The following is a 15,553-nucleotide window of genomic DNA, read 5'->3' as shown; positions in this document are numbered from 1 at the left end:
ACCACCCGGCATGTCTCCCTTCGGGCCATGCCACCTGAGACGTTTCGTCGCGCACCACACAAGGCGCGCCTGAGACGTGGAGCCCGCTGGGACCTTATGGCACCTCGGTCGGCGCTCGCCGCGCCCACCCGCACCCTGCCGCGCGGAGACCCCCTCCGGCGCTCACGTTGGGCCTACCACGCGGTGGCGACGAAGCTCCTCGGGATGAAGGAGTCATCCTCGCGACGAGCGCATCGTCGCTTCAGAGAGCGCTCGCTGTCGTGCGCAATCAGCGCTTGCCGCCGGGTAGGAGCAGGTGCTCGCCGCAATGGCCTACGTACACGACGTGCCGATCTTCCACGACGGCCGTCCAGATATGGATGCGCGTGCTGGCGCCGGGCTTCGCGTGCATGTCGAAGTACTGTTCGCCCCGGTCGGGGACGACGAACGTACGCTGCCGCTTGCAGGTGGGGCTGCGGGAAACCTCACCGCTCTCGCGGGACATCGGGACGCCGCTCGCCTTGTGGTAACGCTCGGCGGCCAGCTCGCGGGAGAGCCCTTCGTCGAGCGCCGCAGCGTAGATCGCGAGATCGACCAAGGCGCGGAACAGGGTGGCTTCCGGGCAGTCGAGGTTCCACTTCCGCGCGGCGTCGCGGGCTCGCGGGAGGACGATGAGCCGGTTCTCCTGCCGTTCGGCGGCATCGAGCGCCGCGAGGGCGCCGACGAGCCCGCGGGTCGCCAGCTCGCCCAGCCGACTGAGCGCCTCGGCGCTGCTCCTCAGGTTGTCGACCTCGGCGATCGCGTCGCCCTGCGTGAACCGGTACCTGGGCTGCGAGAGGTCGGAACAGGGATCGAACGACAGGGCCCACGACGCCGCGCAGGGCGGCGAGAGCGTACGCGCGGCGAGGTGCCGCATCGCCTCGCGCCGCCAGGAAGGCTCGGGAGGAAGCGCGGGATCGTCCGAGAGCAGGGAGACATCCCGCTCGATCGGGAGATCGGTCACGAACGGGCCGCTCAGCAGCCGGAGCAGCAGCGCGATGAGCGGGCGGCGATCCGCTTCGGCGTCGTTGCGGTGCTGGTTGGCCCACACGACGAACGGTCCCCCGCCGGTGGCCTGCCGCGCGAGCTCCGGGTGCACGTGCATCGGATCGCCTCCGAGGCGTCGCTGCACGTCCTGCAGCGCGACGGCCACAGGGCCGAGATCAGCGCGGTGGGCCATCCCTTCCACGAAGTCGTGGTTCAGCAGCACGACCGGCATCAGCGCAGGAGCTCCGCGAGATCCACGGCGGCCTGGTCGAAGAAGCCGGGCGGCCAGCGCAGCGCGCGTCCGTGCGGGTTCAGCTCGATCTCCTGCACCACCGTCCGGCCAGCGTCCTGGCTGAAGAAGCTGAGGGCGACGTCTTGCGGCGGCAGCCCCTCCTTGACGGCGATCTGCGCCGCCGTGACGAGGTGCTCGCTGTGGGTCTCGACGACGACCTGCCGCCCCTTGCGGGCGAGCTCGATGAACAGGCTCGTCAGGCGGTGCTGCGCGCCGGGATGGAGGTGCGCCTCAGGCGTCTCGATGAGCAGCAGATCGCCGGGGCGGGAGACGAGGCACGCCGTGACGATCGGCAGCGCCTGCGAGAGCCCGAGCCCGACCTGCCCGAGCCCGAGCCGCTCGGCGGAGGGCGTGTCGATGGACAGCGTGAACCCGAGGCGGGCGGGCGCATCGATCTGGAGGGCGAAGCTGCCGTCGAAGAGGTAGGACCACCACGCGTTGACCGCCGAGAGGATCGGCGCGCCCGCGTCGTCGTGCGGCTGCCCCGGGACGGCGATGTCGGTCCGCTGCGTGCGATGCCGGAACAGGAGCTCGGCCGTGTGCTCTCCGTGCCGGCCGAGCGGCGGGCCGGCCAGAGAGGTGCGCGGCGTGTAGAGCGGCTGCGGTGGAGAGCGGAAGGGACCGACGTACTGCGTGCGCGAGGCGTCGAGCGGTGAGGGGCGGATCTCGCTCACAGGTCGATTCCATTGGCTCGCACGCCCGACCTCGTCCTGCTCAGGTTTCGCGAGGATCAAGATGAGGAACGCGCCAGGATCGGCGAACACGGCCTGGCCAGCGGCTTGGCCCTGGTACCCATCGGCTGGATTGTCGCTCTCCCACTGGAAGCCCGCCACGCGGCGCTCGACGCGCCCCGCTCTTCGCTCGAATGCGTAGGTGAGCGAGAGGAGCGAGACCGACGTGAGCGTGGGCTCTTCGCCGTCCCGCGGTCCGAATTCCCAAACCGCATCGACAGCGAGACCCTCCGGCGTAGCTCCGGTGAGGCCAATGCGGAACCGGCGCTGGTTGGTCGGCGAGCCCGCGCTCACCACTTCGTCGAACCGGCCGAGATCGCACCAGGCGCCGCTCAGCAGCAGCGAAGCGCTGCTCGACGCCTGCTCGGACTGAACGAGCGCGAGCAGCGCCTGGATGACGGAGCTCTTCCCTGCGTTATTGGGCCCCGCGAGGATCGTCAGCGGCGCGAAGCGCACGGCCGTCGGCTGCTCGAACGAACGGAAGCCCTCGAGCAGCACGCTACGCAACATGAGCGAGCTCCTTCATCCAGAGGTCGAACCGCGTTCGAACCGTGTTCGTCGACTGCGTGGCGAAGGTGATCGAATCGCGGAACGCTTCCTCGCCGGAGATCGTCCGGAAGCGATCTCGAACGGCCTTGATCTTCCTGGACGGCAAGGGCTTCCCTGCAGGGAAGAAGCGATCGAAGCCGGCCACGATGACCTCGACGAGCGGGCCGTTGAGCTGCCGCGTCCACGAGCCGTCCGAGGGCTTGTAACGGCAGAAAGCGTGATCCTCGAAGACAGTCTTCGTGTGAGCGAGGGCGTTCTTCAGCCTGCGCTCCAGCGCGTCGCGTTCTTCTCCCGTCGAGGCGTTCAGTCGCTTGAGCTCGTCGTTCAGGAAGCTCTTCAGCTCGCCAGGGTAGTGGTCGACCCCGAGATCGAGCAGGGCGATGGCGCGGAGCACGATCTCATCCGCCCGCATGCGTCTGTAGCCCCGGCCCGGGCCTGCGACGTCACGAAACGAACCGGGCGATGTGTCGTTCGCGAGGTGCTTGATGAAGTCGAGGCCGGGTCCTCGGTAGAGGCAGTTGCGGATCTCCTGGGCGTTGAGCGCAACGGCCCCTTCGTTCACGCGCTCGAAGATCTGGAACTTCACCTGCTCATCCGTGCCCGGTTGGATGATGAAACAGGTGAGCGGCGTGTTCTCGAACCGGCGCTGCACCTTGCCGTCGAGATCCTTGAAGTGCTTCTGGTTGAGCTCCGGGAGCAGCTTGAGCCCGCTCAGGCGGAACTCTCCGTCGAGAAAGCTGAAGAGCGTGGTGAGGCGCTGCTGGCCGTCGATGACGAGCGTATTCTCCTCGTTCTCCTCGGAGAGGTAGAACACCGGCAACGGGAGGCGCATGAGCACGGACTCGACGAGCTTGACCTTGCGCCAGTAATCCCAGACGAACTCCCGCTGGAAGTCCGGATCGAGGCGGAGCACCCCGTTCTTCCAGCTCCGGTGCAGCTCGAAGATCGAGCGCTCGACCTTGGAAATCTGAAGCGGCCAGCTGGCGGGTTGCCGAGGTTGCGTCTCGTCCGGCGACGGCTCCTCTTCCTTCTCGAGGAGATCGTCCTCCCGACCCGCGAAGGGGGCAACGAGCTCCCGGTCCAGCACGTGCGCCGTCGTCATGGCGCATCTTGTCGTCGCGTGAGGCGCGATGACAAGCCGCCGGTCGAGGCCCTCGAGTGTGGTGTCGTGCGCAGGCTTCGGTCAGCCTGGGAGACGCCCGAGGGGCGCGGGGGCATCGCCGCCGGCCATCCGGTGTTGCTCCCCATACCCGCGGCGACGCTTCACCCGTCGTTCAGCGGCATTGCCCACACCCGTCGCGGTTCTCTCTCGCCAGCCCGCCGGTGGAGCACCCGCGCCTTCCGATGTCGCCCGTCAGGCGCCCGGCGCCCCCTCCGCGGCGCCTGATTCCGTCCGCCCGGCGCCCGGTGCCCCCTCCGCGGCGCCTGATTCCGTCCGCCCGGCGCCCGGTGCCCCTTCCGGGCCCCCGATTCTCGTCCGACAGCCCTCCGGCGAGCTCTCGGTGTCCCGATCCTCGCCCGCCGGCCGCCTGGCGGCGCCTGACGCCCTCCGTAGCCGCGATTCCTCTTGACAGCGTATCAGCTCGCTCGTTCCCATGATCGCGAACATCTACCGGGAGGTATTCATGCTCGCAGGCCCCACGGTTTCGATCCGGACCATGCGCCGGGCGCTCAGCCACACCATCGGCTCCCTCACCGCGGCCATCGCCGCCGACATCGAGCGCAGCGACGAGGATCGCGCGTTCTTCGCCGCCGAGCAGGCGAAGCTCGATCCGCTCGCTGCCCAGCTCAAGGCCGTCTACCTCGCGCTCGACGAGCACGACCTCGGCACGGGCGAGATCCAGCAGGCCACCGTGGAGATCGGCGACGAGGTGCTCGACCGCGGCGTGCGCACGGCGAACGCGCGCACCAAGCTCGCGCTCCGCGGCAAGGCGGGCCTCGACGCGACGCACGCGTTCGGCCAGCGGGTCGACGACCTCACGGGCGCGCCGATCGCGAGCGAGCCCGCCGCCGTGCTCGCCGCCGTCGCGCGCATGAACGACCTCCCCCCGTTCGACGAAAGAGCGGCCCTCCAGGCGGACCTCACCGCGCGCGCGAACAAGCAGGAGGAGTTCCTGAAGGCGCGCGACGAGGGCTACACCACGCGCACCCGGCTCGCGAGCGAGGGCACGCGGCTCGTCGTCGAGGCGGCGCTCGCGCTCGCGAGCCTCAAGGGCTCGCTCGACGCCCGCTTCCCGCGCCAGCGCGCCTACGTGGGCGGCTTCTTCCTGGATGTCGCGTCGAAGGGATCGAGGAAGCGCGGCGCCGCCTCGGAACCCGAGGGCGGCTGAGCCGTCCTGAGGCTCCCTTCGCCCCGCGCCGTCCGCTCTGTCTGCTCCCTTCTCGCTCCGTGCGCGCCGCCTGCGTTGCCAGCGGCCGCGACGTCCTCACTCAGAGGCTGCTCTCCATGTCGCCCCCGGAGGACGCGGCGCTCACGGCGCGCTGATGGAGCTCCTTCAGGATCGCGCTCCGGTCCGGTCCAGCGATGAGCCAATCGAGATCGCCGGGGCCGATGAGCACGACCAGCTTGCTCTGCTTCGCGTTCTGGAGCTGGAGCTGGTGCACCGTCTCGGCGATTCCTCCGGGCGCGACGAGGAGCGCGAGCCGGCAGCGGTCGTAGCGCCCGTCCATCTTGCCCCAGAGGTCGCGCAGCTCCTTGGTGCCGATGTGTTTCGACCAGTTCTTGCACTCGACCAGGAAGTACGGCGACTCCTTCTGCCAGAACGGGTCCGGCGAGGCGTTCTGGACGAGCAGATCGAGCTCTTCCAGCTCGTTCGACAGGCGGCTGCCGAGCCGCACGAACCCCGGGATCGTCTTGAGGAGCAGCGCGGTCAGGTGCTCGAGCAGCAGGCCTTTCCGGTTCCTGTCGTGCTCGGTGCGGACCGCGTCCCAGGTGCTCCGGATGGAGCGTTCGGTCTCGTCGTCATCCATCGACGCCATCCGTCGCTCGCGCACGGCCTCGACCGCGTTGCGCACCTTGACGCGCAGGAGCGCCTCGAAGACGGCGCTCTTCTCCAGGTAGTCGTAGGCACCCTCGCGGAAGGCGCGCTCGATGGCCTCCCTGGAGGCGAACGCGGTCACGAGGATGGCCTTGGCGCCCGGCGCGCGGCGCGCCGTCTCGGCGACGAGGTCGAGCCCGGTGTCTGGCCCGCCGGGCCCCTGGAGCTTCTGGTCGATGAGGACGACGCTGAAGCCCGGCGTGTCGAGGCGCTCGAGGGCCTGGGCGCGGCTCGTCGCGGTCTCGACCTGATAGCCATCAGCGGAGAGGACCTCGTCGTAGAGCTCGAGGAACGCCTTGTCGTCGTCGATGATGAGGATCCGCGCGTCGCCTTTCATGGTGTCCTCGACTTCTTCACCGGAACCGTGATCGTGAACCGCGCGCCGCCGAGCGGACTTTGCGAGCAGACCGCCGCCCCGCCCATTTCGTCCTCGATGACCTGACGCACGAGGGCGAGGCCCTGGCCGCTCCCCCCCGAGACGAGCGCGACCCCGGGCGCAAAGATGGCCCGGCGTTGCTCTTCGGGCACGCCGGGCCCGTTGTCATCGATGTGGACGGTGACGGCGTCCTCTGCCGGAGCGATCGTCATCTCGACCGTGCCGTCCCGGCCGGCGACCGCACGGCCTGCGTTGCTCAGCAGGTTGCGGACGGCGAGGGCGAAGCGCGCACGAGGGCCGACGAGGACGATGCCTTCCGCGGGCGGCGCGAAGCGGAGATGGCCGTTCAGCTCGTCCGTCATGCCTGCAACGACCTCGCGGAGCGATGAGACGACATCGAAGGGGGCGGGCGGCTCGGCGCCGAGGCTGGCCACCTTCATCATCTCGTCGACGAAGCGGAGCGCCCGGCGGATGCCCGCCTCGACGCGCGCGCGCTGCTTGCTGACCTCGGCGGCCTCGCCCGCATCACGGACGAGGCGGGCGAGGGCGACCTCGGCGGGGACGAGGGCGTTGCGGATCTCGTGCACGACCATGCGGGCTTGCAGGGCGTTGGCAGCGGCGGCGCTCTCGTGCGCCGCCAGGCCTGGATCGGGGAGCGCGCGGTCCAAGGCGAGCGATGCCTCGTCACGGAGCAAGGCGTCGGCCAGGACGGCGAAGGGGGTCGCGCGTCGCTCGGCGATCTCTTCCAGGAGAGGACGGGCGGGCTCCTGGACCTTGTAGCCCCAATCGTACTCCGGCTCCTCGTACTTAAGGTCGCTGTATCGGACAAGCCCGAGAGCCGAGAGACGGTGGACCGAGCTTCGGGAATATGGAAACGTCGGCTCTTCGGGGTCATTCATGACGTAGAAATGGCGTTCAGGTGCTTGAAGCAGCTCGCGCGCGAGCTCCGGGTGGACCCGCCAATCGTCGTTCGGACCTAGCGACTGGGCGGACTCCACCGCGAGCAGCCATCGGACCGCATCAGAGCCGGGGAGATCGAGGAGCGTTGCACCCAGAGGGGTCAGCATGACCCGCTCTCCGCGCTTTCGGACCGCCCTGATTTCGAACGCATAGCGTGGCGGACGGGCGGCAAAATCTCCAAATTCCCCTTCAACTTCCGCCCCGTAGGCGGCATTTTGAGCGACTCGATCGAGCATCGCATCACGGGCGAGCGACCCTGTGGTCGACGAGACGCCGATGAGACGGCTGAGCGCAATATCGATCGTCGCGGCAATCTCAGCTCGGGACGCATCCGGCGCGAGGATGTCTCCCTCGATGCTCTCCGCGAGCTTCTCGATGAGCGACGCAAACCATGGTTGCTGCCACTTGCTCGTGAGCTTGCGTGCGTGCTCCGGATCCGTGCTGAGCTGATCGATGACGGCGAGGACGTGCCTCCGGTGGGCAGCGACATCGACCTGCGCGCGCGGCTGACCTTCGGGCGTGCGCGCGACGTTTTCGAGGTAAGCGCGGAGGCGCTCCAGGAAGTCCACGGCGGCAGTTGACCGCGCGGTGGACGCCCCGTCAACGCGCCGAGGTTCCCTGCGGCCGAGCACCCGCGTCCGCTGGATGCGCCGTGCAGCGACGGTCATCCGCGGCGAGCGCTGCGCTGCATCGGTCGTGATCCATGCGGCGCCTGCTTGCTCCGCGTCCACTCCCGTAGCGCCGAGGGGAGGGTCTGCGCGGCGGCCGCGGGTGGGCGCGACGAGCACCGACCGAGGTGCCATAAGGTCTCAGCAGGCTCCACGTCTCAGGCGCGCCTTGTGTGGCGCGCGACGAAACGTCCCAGGTGGCATGGCCCGAAGGGAGACATGCCGGGCGGTGTTCTCAGCGCAAGCTCCGCGCTCCCGCCTCGGCTGATGGCCGAGCGCCCACCCGCGGCCGCCGCGCAGACCCTCCCCTCGGCGCGGCCTCCCGGAAGGCCCCCCTCTCCGGCTACTCGTCCTCCGCCTCCCCCTTGTCCCCCCGCAGCCCGAGCGCCTTGAACTTCTTGTACAGGTGGCTCCGCTCGAGCCCGAGCCCCCGGGCCGTCGCGGCCATCTGCCCTCCGTGATGGCCGAGCGCCTCCTCCAGGATCGCCCGCTCCGCCTCCTCCGCGAGCACACGGAACGGCACCCCCGGCCGGAAGAGCCCGCCCTTCGTCGTGGCCTGCGGCCCTCCGAGGCAGACCTTCACGTCGCCCTCGTCGATCGTCTCGTCGGGCGTCAGGATCACCAGCCGCTCGATGATGTTGCGCAGCTCCCGCACGTTCCCCGGGAAGCTGTAGGCGACCAGCATGCCCATCCCGCCGTCCGTGAACGCCATCCCGGGCCGATCGTTCGCCTGCGTCGCGAGCGCGAGGAAATGCCGCGCGAGCAGCGGCACGTCCTCGCGCCGCGCGCGGAGCGGCGGCAGCGACAGCGGCAGCACGTTCAGCCGATCGTGGAGATCCGGCCGGAACTGCCCCTCCCGGCACGCCGCCTCGATGTCGCGGTTCGTCGCCGCCACCACGCGCACGTCGACCTTGATCGTCTCGTGCCCGCCCACCCGCTCGATCTCCCGCTCCTGCAGCACCCTGAGCAGCTTCGCCTGCATCGCGAGCGGCATGTCCCCGACCTCGTCGAGGAACAGCGTCCCGCCGCTCGCGCGCTCGAACTTGCCCCGCCGCTGCTTCGTCGCGCCCGTGAACGCGCCGGCCTCGTGCCCGAACATCTCGCTCTCGATGAGCTCGCTCGGGACCGCGGCGCAGTTCATCTTCTCGAGCGGACCGCGCGCCCGCTTCGACGCGCCGTGGATCGCGCGCGCGACGAGCTCCTTGCCGGTGCCGCGCTCGCCCGTCACGAAGACCGTCGCGGTCGCCCTCGCCGCGCGCGCGATCTGCTCGCGCAGGTCGAGCATCGCCCGGCTCTCTCCGATGAGCTCGCCGACCTGGCCGGTCTGCGTCCGCAGCGCCTTCGCCTCGGCCTCGGCGCGGACGAGGCGCAGGGTGTTCTCGAGCACGAGCAGCAGCCGATCGGTCGAGAGCGGCTTCTCCAGGAAATCGATCGCCCCGAGCCGCGTCGCGCGGACGGCGGCGTCGACCGTCGCGTGGCCGCTCATCATCACGACGGGCAGCTCCGAGCCGGCAACGCGTATCCGCTGGAGCAGCTCCACGCCGTCACCGTCGGGCAGCGAGACGTCGAAGAGCGCGATGTCGTAGCTCCGCTTCGCGAGCTTCTCCTCTGCGACCCCGACCCCGCCAGCGACGTCGACCGTGTAGCCCTCGAGCGTCAGCGCCTTCTGGAGGGTCGTCAAGATCGCCCGCTCGTCGTCGAGCACCAGCACATGTCCGCGCGGCATGTCTGCCACCGTAGCGCGGAACCGCCGCTTCCGCGGCGCCGCGCTCCGGCGGGGCGCGCCGACGCCGGAAGCGCGGCGCCGCGGAAGCGGAAGCGGAAGCGCAAGCGGGACCAGCGGCGCCTGCCCTGCTTCCGCGCCGCCGCGCGTGGAGAAAGGGGGATCCGGCTTGCGCGCGCTATGGTAGCTTGGCCCAGGATGTCTCCCGACGGTCTTGCGACGGCGGAAGGAGATCTGGAGCGGACGCCGTTCGCTCATCTTTTCGTCTATGCCGTCGAGCATCGGCTGACCGGCGCGCTCATCCTGGTGGAGCCCACGGGCGCCGAGCACACGCTGCGGATCGTCCGGGGGAACCCCGTGAAGATCCGCCCGAGCGACGGGTACGCCCGGCTCGGGGAGATCCTGCTCGAAGAGGGGGTGATCACCGCCGAGATCCTGGCGGAGGCGCTCGCGACAAGGGGCCTCCTGGGGGACGTGCTGCTGCTGTCGGGGTGCGTCGACGCCGCGACCATCGACTGGCTCGCCCAGGTCCAGTTCGTGCGGCGGATGGTGCGCCTGTTCGATCTGCCCCCGGAGACGAAGTACCGCTACTTCGACGGCCTCGACGCGCTGGCCGAGTGGGGGGGAGATCCCGCGAAGGTCGATCCCCTCGCGCTCCTCTGGGCGGGGCTGCGCGAGCACGGCGAGCGCTCGACGCGCCTCCAGCGGACCCTGGAGCGGATCGGGGCCGTGCCCCTCCGCCTGCACCCCGCCCTCGAGCCCGGCCGCTTCGGCTTCCGCGAGGGCGAGCGCGCGGTGATCGAGGCGCTGGAGAGCTCCACGACCACGCTCGCCGCGCTCCTCCGATCCGGGGTCGCGCCGGAGCCGACCGTGCGCAAGCTCATCTACGCCCTGGCGATCACCCGCTACCTCGATTTCGGGACAGGCGTGCCCGTGGGCGCGGAGCTCTCGTCGAGCGTGCCGCCCGCCAGCGCGGCGAGCCTGTCGCTCGGGCGCGTGCAGCTGCGCGCGACCGTCCATCGCGTGGGCGCGGCCGCGCCGGATCCGGCCGGCGACGGGGAGCGCGCGCCGGTGCTCGCGCCCCGTCGCCGCCGAGATCGCCTTTCCTCGGAGCCGTCGCCCATCTCGACCGTCGCCGGCGCGTCACCGCTCAGCGGAGGCTCGCTCTCCGCGGCGGTGGCCGCCGAGCTCGCCAGCGCCGCCGGCCTCGACGTCGGCCGCGGGGCGAGCGCGCCGTCCGAGGCCGACAGGGATCGCAAACCGTGGGGATCGCTCGCTCCGACCGACGAGGGCGCCGCCGGCGGTCCGCCGCGTCCCGACGACCCCTGAGGCGAGCCACCCGCTATATAGGCCGCCGCGATGCCTGCGCCCGCGCGACGCCTGCTCCCCGCTCAGGTCCACCTCCCCTCCGGCGGCGTGGCGCGCCTGTCGGACGCCGCCGCGCGCGCTCGCGCTTCGTCCGTCTTCGGCGCTCCCGCGGGCCGCGGCGGCGCCGAGCGCGCATCCATCGGCAGGTGCGCGCTCGACGTGCAGGTCCTCGCGGGCCCGTCGGTCCTGGCCGACGCGCGCGGCGCGCCGCTGGATCCTCTCGGCCTCCCGCTCACCGACGCCCATGTCCTGCGCGCGCTCCTCGCGTCCGCCGGCATCGTGCCCGAGGAGCCAGGCGCCTACACCTGCGAGAACTGCAGCGCTCCGTTCGAGGTCGCTCCGTCGGGCCTGCTGGAGATCGGGCCGTTCACCGACGGCGAGCTCGACGATCCCGAGCTCGATCGCCCGTTCGACTTCGGCGTGTCGCACCCGATCCCGGCGCTGCGCGTGGGTCGCGCCGTCTGCCGCGCCGTGCGGCTCGTGGAGCGCACCGTCGAGGAGGCGATGCCGCTCCTCCGCCTGCCCGGCGACGGCGTCCTGCGCGTCACGCCGTCGCTGGTGGTGGCCATGGGGATCGCGGCGCTCGGCCGCGAGCGCCGCGCGCCGGTGATCGCCGACGCGCTCGCCGGCGCTCCCGACGAGGCGTGGGCGGCGATCGTCGACCTCTACAACGAGGCGCGCTACCCGGCGCGGCTCCTCGCCGCTTACCGCTGCCAGGGCTGCGGCGCCCGCAACGATCTCGACGTGCCGCTCGAGCGGGAGCTCGCGCGCGCCCCGCTGCGCGCTGCTGGAGTGGACGGAGCGGACGCGGACGCGCTCGGGGAGCCCCGCTCGACGAGGGCAGGGGCGAGGGCTCGGGCCAGCGCCTCGAGCGCCTTTCCGGATCTCGACGGCTTCGAGGCGCGCGTCCGCGCCGCGGCCGGGCGCATCTACGAGGCCCGCGGCGTGCGGAACATCGATCTCTTCATCGACGCAGGCGTGCCGGCCTGCGACGACGGAGGCGAGCCGCTGCTCGGCTGCTACACGCCCGGGACACCCGCGGATGCGCTCGGGATCGCCCATCCTCCGGAGATCCGGATCTTCTACAGGACGTTCCGGTTGGAAGCCCGCGAGGATCCCGGCTTCGACATCGACGCGGAGATCGAGGAGACGATCGACCACGAGGTGACACATCACCTGCACCATCTGGCGGGCAGCGATCCGCTCGACGACGAGGAGCGCGAGCAGATCGCGCGCGAGGAGCTGCGCCGGGTGGGCCACGCCGAGGCGGTGCGGCGCGCCCGGCGCGGCGCCCTGTCGGACGTCGCCGGCTTCGTGCGCGCGACGTGGCCGGCCTGGCTGATCGCGGCCGTCGGAACGGCCCTCGCGTGGTGCGCAGGCGGGCGCTGACGTCCAGCGCCGCGGGCGGCGAGCGCGGCCGTGCGCCCGCCGCTTTCTTCGAAGCGGGAGGGTGAGCTGTCTATACTGCCGGGACAGCAAGAAGATGTGCCGGGGAATACCGGCTCCTCGAGCGCGCTGTGCTCTTGCCGAGGATCGTGAAGACGAAGAGCTCGCCGGCCCGCACGGCCGGGTCCACCAAAGCGTCACGTCCAGCCAAGCGGGGTGGCGGTGCGCAGAACCGCCGGGGGAGTCCGGACGCGGTCGAGAAGCGCCGGGCCGCGCGCCGGTTCAACGAGCTTCTCCTGGGCGGCGGCGGCCGCGCCGGAGACGGCCGTACCGAGCGCCGGCGCCGGCGCCTGCTCGCCGAGCTGGCCGACGGCGTCGCGCGGCGAGGCAAGCGCGCGCTCAAGCCGATCGACGTGCTGTCGCGCGTCGAGGAGCTCCTGGCGCTGGGCGAGCCGCTGGCCTCGATCCGCGAGGCGTACCCGCCGCCGCCCCCGGTCGAGGTGACCGCCGAGCTCGTGGAGGGCCTGAGGCACCTCCACCGCGCCTACGGTTTCTCTGCGGACGTGTACCGGTTTGTCGGGCTCGACGCGCACGCGCTGCGGAAGGCCGGGGTGCTGCGGGGCGGCGAGCGCGGAGGTGAACGCGGGGACGAGCGCGGCGTGTCCGCCAGAGGCAGCGCGCCGCGGGGCGGCTTGACCTTGCCTGCCGGCGCGGGGATAACCCGCTCCGATGCGCGCGAGAACGCTGAAGCTCCCCCTCGGCGCGGCCGCCATGGCGGTCGTGTGCGCGGCGTCGACCGGCCTGTCGCTCCGCGCTGAGGCCCAGCCGGCGGCCGCCGCGGGCGCCCCGGTGGCGCGCGTCGGCGACGCGGCGATCACGGCGTCGGAGGTCGAGCGCAGGCTCGCGCAGGTCCCGCCGTTTCAGCTCCAGACCTTCGGGCGTACCCCGGAAGAGATCCGGAAGAACTTCGTCAACCAGGTCCTCGTGCGCGAGCTGCTCCTCGCCCAGGGGGCCGCCGCGCAGAAGCTCACCGAGCGCGCCGACGTGCAGGATCGCGTGCGCGGCGTCCTGCGCTCCGCGCTGCTGCAGCGGATCCAGGCGGAGGCGGCGGGGAGCTCCCCGGTGACGGACGAGGAGGTCCGCGCCTATTACGAGGCCCACCGCGACAGGTTCAGCTCCCCGGCGATGGTGGCGCTCTGGCGCATCCTCGTCGCGACGCGCGAGGAGGCCGAGGCGATCCTGGCCGAGCTGAAGAAGGACCCGTCACCCCAGCGTTTCAAGGAGATCGCGCGCGAGAGATCGCTCGACAAGGCGACGAGCATGCGCGGCGGCGATCTCGGCTTCGTGGCGTCCGATGGCACCACGTCCGAGCCGGGGCTGAAGGTCGACCCGGGGCTCCTCTCGGCGGCCGCCGGGGTGAAAGACGCGGAGCTCGTGGCCGAGCCCGTGCCCGAGGGCGATGGCTTTGCCGTGCTGTGGCGGCGCCAGAGCAGGAGACCCGTGAGCCGCTCGCTCGAGCAGGAGGCGCCGTCCATCCGTCAGATCCTCGCGCACGGCAAGGCGGAGGCGCAGCTGAAGCAGCTCCTCGATCGCCTGCGAGCGCAGGACGTCTCCGGTCACGCCCCCGAGCTCGTGGACCTCATCGACATCACCTCGACGGGCGATCTGCAGCCGAAGAGGCGCCCGGGCACCCTCGCGAGCGGTCGGCGTCCGGGCGCGCCTCCGCCCTCGCCCGCGCCGCGTCACGACATGCGCTGAGGCTGCCGGCGCGCACGGACGGGCGCTCGACGCCCGCGGGGGCAGCGCCGCCGAGCGCGACACCCCCGAGGGCGCTGAACGGCGTGTCAGCTGAAGGCGATGGCGAGCGCGATGGCGGCGAAGCCGGAGGCGATGGTGAGCGCGAGCGCGGCGATGCTGCCGGCGCGTCGAGCGCGCTCCGCCGCGTCGGGGTGGAGCGCGTAGACGCCCAGGAGCAGCGCCATGGACGCCTTGCCCGGCACCCGGAGCGAGGCCGAGAGGACCTGCTCGGCCCCCTTGGTGCCGCCCGTGATGAGCATGGCCAGCGCGCCGAGCGGGCCGGCCATGAGATCCCAGCCGCACGCGTAGAGCCCGAAGCGGAGCGCGCGCCGGCGCTCTGGCCGCGCGCCCTGGCGCCGTGCCCCGAGGTCGAGCGCGGCGCCGTGCAAGGTGTGCGCGAGCACCATCCACACGGTGACCGCCGGAACGCCGATCGCGAGCCACTGGAGGGCGCTCGCGCGCGCGGCCGGGTTGCGGGCCAGCTCCAGCGCAAGGCCCGGCACCGCCAGCGCGACGAGGGGCAGGAGCGCGGCGATCATCGACAGGATCGCGAGCGTCTCCGCCAGCAGGGCGAAGCGCATGGCCGCGGGGAGCGCGCCGTCGGGGATCGTCGCGAAGAACGTCTCGGCTCCCAGCGTGGTCGCCCTCGATGTGGCCCAGAGCCGCGACCAGACCCCGCCGAGCGGGCGCTCCCACGGGACGATCGCGACGACCCCCGAGCCCTCGTCGCTCGCCGCGGAGCACCCGGCGCAGTCGGGCTGTCCGCAGCACGCGCAGAGCACCGCCGCGGGGACATCGAACGCCTCGTCGTCCCGCGAGAGCTCACGGCGTACGCCGGCAGATCGCTTGGCCATTGCGCACCTTCGAGCAGCGGACAAAGGCCACTCCCATCAAGGTTACGTCGCACGGGCGGGCCTGTCGACCCGAGATGCCACCGGCCGTGCGCTGGTCATGGTCAGTCAGTGCAGCACCTCGTCGCCCCGCCGCCGCTGCCCCGTGGGGAGGTCGTCGATCCTTCCCCCGAAGAACGCCGCGGTGAACAGCGCGAGCAGCGCGATCGCCCCGGTCGCGTAGAGCCCGTAGCCCCACGTGAAGCGGACGGGACGGAGCAGCGTGCTGCCCGGCGTGAACAGCAGGCGCATCGCGACGGTGACGAGGGCGACCGCGGCGAGGAAAGCGACGGCCACGCGAGCGCCGCGCATCTTGTGGATCGACCTCCGGGTCAGCGCGAGCGGGATCATCACGAAGAACGCGACCGCCGGGGCCCACATCCAGCCGAGCCGTCGCGCGAGCCCGAAGCCGCTGAGGTCGCGGAGCTCGGGGGCCGTCTCGTGGATCCACGGCGCGAAGAACGCCGCGAGCCCGAGGAGCGCGAGCGCGAGCAGGGCGCCCCGGCCGCGCCCGGCGTAGGTCCACGGGAGCGGTTCCATGTGCGGCGGGCGCGGCTCGTCAGGCTCTTCTTGGAGCGCGTCGTACGAGGGGGGAAGCTTCGCGAGCGCCTCCAGCCGGAGGCCGCAGGCGGGGCACGTGGACGCCTCTTTCGCCTCGAACATCTCCCGGCAGAAGGGGCAGGCGTGAAGCCCGGTCATCGAGGCGGGAGGATAGCGCACGGCGAGCGGCGCGCGGCGGGGGCCGCATTCCGGGGTTCCACCGGGGCGGG

Annotated in this window: 13 protein-coding genes; 5 read left to right on the top strand and 8 right to left on the bottom strand. The window is 71.8% G+C overall.

Annotated elements, in window-relative coordinates; all coding sequences use genetic code 11:
* Window positions 1–268 precede the first annotated feature (268 nt).
* From ACSRUE_RS39920 to ACSRUE_RS39910, 3 genes are read right to left on the bottom strand one after another with little or no spacing between them, the layout of a single operon-like run.
* Entirely contained in the window at window positions 269–1,237 is a 969-nt protein-coding gene (locus tag ACSRUE_RS39920; RefSeq protein ID WP_441288128.1) for a hypothetical protein, read from the bottom strand.
* Window positions 1,237–2,538 carry a DUF3696 domain-containing protein gene (locus tag ACSRUE_RS39915; RefSeq protein WP_441288127.1) on the bottom strand — a complete coding sequence of 434 codons (1,302 nt, stop codon included), beginning with the start codon at window positions 2,536–2,538 and terminating at the stop codon, window positions 1,237–1,239. Before ACSRUE_RS39915 ends, ACSRUE_RS39920 begins: the two co-directional genes overlap by 1 nt.
* Window positions 2,528–3,679: a DUF262 domain-containing protein gene (locus ACSRUE_RS39910; protein ID WP_441288126.1), complete on the bottom strand. Its 1,152-nt coding sequence runs from the start codon at window positions 3,677–3,679 to the stop codon at window positions 2,528–2,530. The genes ACSRUE_RS39915 and ACSRUE_RS39910 overlap by 11 nt, the downstream gene beginning before the upstream one ends.
* Before the next feature lie 493 nt (window positions 3,680–4,172).
* Here ACSRUE_RS39910 and ACSRUE_RS39905 point away from each other — a divergent pair, with 493 nt between their 5' ends.
* A complete protein-coding gene (locus tag ACSRUE_RS39905) occupies window positions 4,173–4,907 on the top strand; it encodes a hypothetical protein (RefSeq protein WP_441288125.1) in 735 nt (244 codons plus the stop codon).
* A 100-nt stretch (window positions 4,908–5,007) separates the two neighbouring features.
* Here ACSRUE_RS39905 and ACSRUE_RS39900 read toward each other — a convergent pair whose 3' ends face one another.
* The 3 genes from ACSRUE_RS39900 to ACSRUE_RS39890 all read right to left on the bottom strand — a co-directional run bounded on the left by ACSRUE_RS39900 (window position 5,008) and on the right by ACSRUE_RS39890 (window position 9,345).
* On the bottom strand, window positions 5,008–5,952 hold the full coding sequence (locus ACSRUE_RS39900) for a response regulator (protein WP_441288124.1): 945 nt from the start codon (window positions 5,950–5,952) through the stop codon (window positions 5,008–5,010).
* A complete protein-coding gene (locus ACSRUE_RS39895; protein ID WP_441288123.1) occupies window positions 5,949–7,520 on the bottom strand; it encodes a sensor histidine kinase in 1,572 nt (523 codons plus the stop codon). Before ACSRUE_RS39895 ends, ACSRUE_RS39900 begins: the two co-directional genes overlap by 4 nt.
* 442 nt (window positions 7,521–7,962) lie before the next feature.
* Window positions 7,963–9,345 carry a sigma-54-dependent transcriptional regulator gene (locus ACSRUE_RS39890; RefSeq protein ID WP_441288122.1) on the bottom strand — a complete coding sequence of 461 codons (1,383 nt, stop codon included), beginning with the start codon at window positions 9,343–9,345 and terminating at the stop codon, window positions 7,963–7,965.
* 195 nt (window positions 9,346–9,540) lie between these two features.
* Between ACSRUE_RS39890 and ACSRUE_RS39885 the strand changes: the two genes are divergently transcribed.
* From ACSRUE_RS39885 to ACSRUE_RS39870, 4 genes are all read left to right on the top strand, one after another.
* Window positions 9,541–10,671 carry a hypothetical protein gene (locus tag ACSRUE_RS39885; RefSeq protein ID WP_441288121.1) on the top strand — a complete coding sequence of 377 codons (1,131 nt, stop codon included), beginning with the start codon at window positions 9,541–9,543 and terminating at the stop codon, window positions 10,669–10,671.
* A 30-nt stretch (window positions 10,672–10,701) separates the two neighbouring features.
* On the top strand, window positions 10,702–12,099 hold the full coding sequence (locus ACSRUE_RS39880) for a metallopeptidase family protein (protein WP_441288120.1): 1,398 nt from the start codon (window positions 10,702–10,704) through the stop codon (window positions 12,097–12,099).
* 146 nt (window positions 12,100–12,245) lie between these two features.
* A complete protein-coding gene (locus ACSRUE_RS39875) occupies window positions 12,246–12,914 on the top strand; it encodes a hypothetical protein (RefSeq protein WP_441288119.1) in 669 nt (222 codons plus the stop codon).
* On the top strand, window positions 12,826–13,854 hold the full coding sequence (locus ACSRUE_RS39870) for a peptidyl-prolyl cis-trans isomerase (protein WP_441288118.1): 1,029 nt from the start codon (window positions 12,826–12,828) through the stop codon (window positions 13,852–13,854). Before ACSRUE_RS39875 ends, ACSRUE_RS39870 begins: the two co-directional genes overlap by 89 nt.
* A gap of 86 nt (window positions 13,855–13,940) precedes the next feature.
* Here ACSRUE_RS39870 and ACSRUE_RS39865 read toward each other — a convergent pair whose 3' ends face one another.
* Both ACSRUE_RS39865 and ACSRUE_RS39860 read right to left on the bottom strand, forming a co-directional pair.
* Window positions 13,941–14,747: a hypothetical protein gene (locus tag ACSRUE_RS39865; RefSeq protein ID WP_441288117.1), complete on the bottom strand. Its 807-nt coding sequence runs from the start codon at window positions 14,745–14,747 to the stop codon at window positions 13,941–13,943.
* Window positions 14,748–14,852: 105 nt separating this feature from the next.
* Complete coding sequence (locus ACSRUE_RS39860; protein ID WP_437769407.1) at window positions 14,853–15,482, bottom strand: hypothetical protein; 630 nt, start codon at window positions 15,480–15,482, stop codon at window positions 14,853–14,855.
* Between the last annotated feature and the right edge of the window lie 71 nt (window positions 15,483–15,553).

The sequence above is a fragment of the Sorangium sp. KYC3313 genome, assembly GCF_052075895.1.
Lineage (GTDB): Bacteria > Myxococcota_A > Polyangia > Polyangiales > Polyangiaceae > Sorangium > Sorangium cellulosum_B.
Note: the sequence above shows the minus strand (reverse complement) of the source record. Positions and strands in the feature narration are given on the sequence as shown.

Excerpts from the sequence above, each read along its gene's own strand:
- ACSRUE_RS39885 (WP_441288121.1), top strand. The coding sequence starts at position 9,541 with ATGTCTCCCGACGGTCTTGCGACGGCGGAAGGAGATCTGGAGCGGACG.
- ACSRUE_RS39890 (WP_441288122.1), bottom strand. The coding sequence starts at position 9,345 with ATGCCGCGCGGACATGTGCTGGTGCTCGACGACGAGCGGGCGATCTTG.
- ACSRUE_RS39905 (WP_441288125.1), top strand. The coding sequence starts at position 4,173 with ATGATCGCGAACATCTACCGGGAGGTATTCATGCTCGCAGGCCCCACG.
- ACSRUE_RS39860 (WP_437769407.1), bottom strand. The coding sequence starts at position 15,482 with ATGACCGGGCTTCACGCCTGCCCCTTCTGCCGGGAGATGTTCGAGGCG.
- ACSRUE_RS39880 (WP_441288120.1), top strand. The coding sequence starts at position 10,702 with ATGCCTGCGCCCGCGCGACGCCTGCTCCCCGCTCAGGTCCACCTCCCC.
- ACSRUE_RS39865 (WP_441288117.1), bottom strand. The coding sequence starts at position 14,747 with ATGGCCAAGCGATCTGCCGGCGTACGCCGTGAGCTCTCGCGGGACGAC.
- ACSRUE_RS39920 (WP_441288128.1), bottom strand. The coding sequence starts at position 1,237 with ATGCCGGTCGTGCTGCTGAACCACGACTTCGTGGAAGGGATGGCCCAC.
- ACSRUE_RS39900 (WP_441288124.1), bottom strand. The coding sequence starts at position 5,952 with ATGAAAGGCGACGCGCGGATCCTCATCATCGACGACGACAAGGCGTTC.
- ACSRUE_RS39915 (WP_441288127.1), bottom strand. The coding sequence starts at position 2,538 with ATGTTGCGTAGCGTGCTGCTCGAGGGCTTCCGTTCGTTCGAGCAGCCG.
- ACSRUE_RS39870 (WP_441288118.1), top strand. The coding sequence starts at position 12,826 with ATGCGCGCGAGAACGCTGAAGCTCCCCCTCGGCGCGGCCGCCATGGCG.
- ACSRUE_RS39910 (WP_441288126.1), bottom strand. The coding sequence starts at position 3,679 with ATGACGACGGCGCACGTGCTGGACCGGGAGCTCGTTGCCCCCTTCGCG.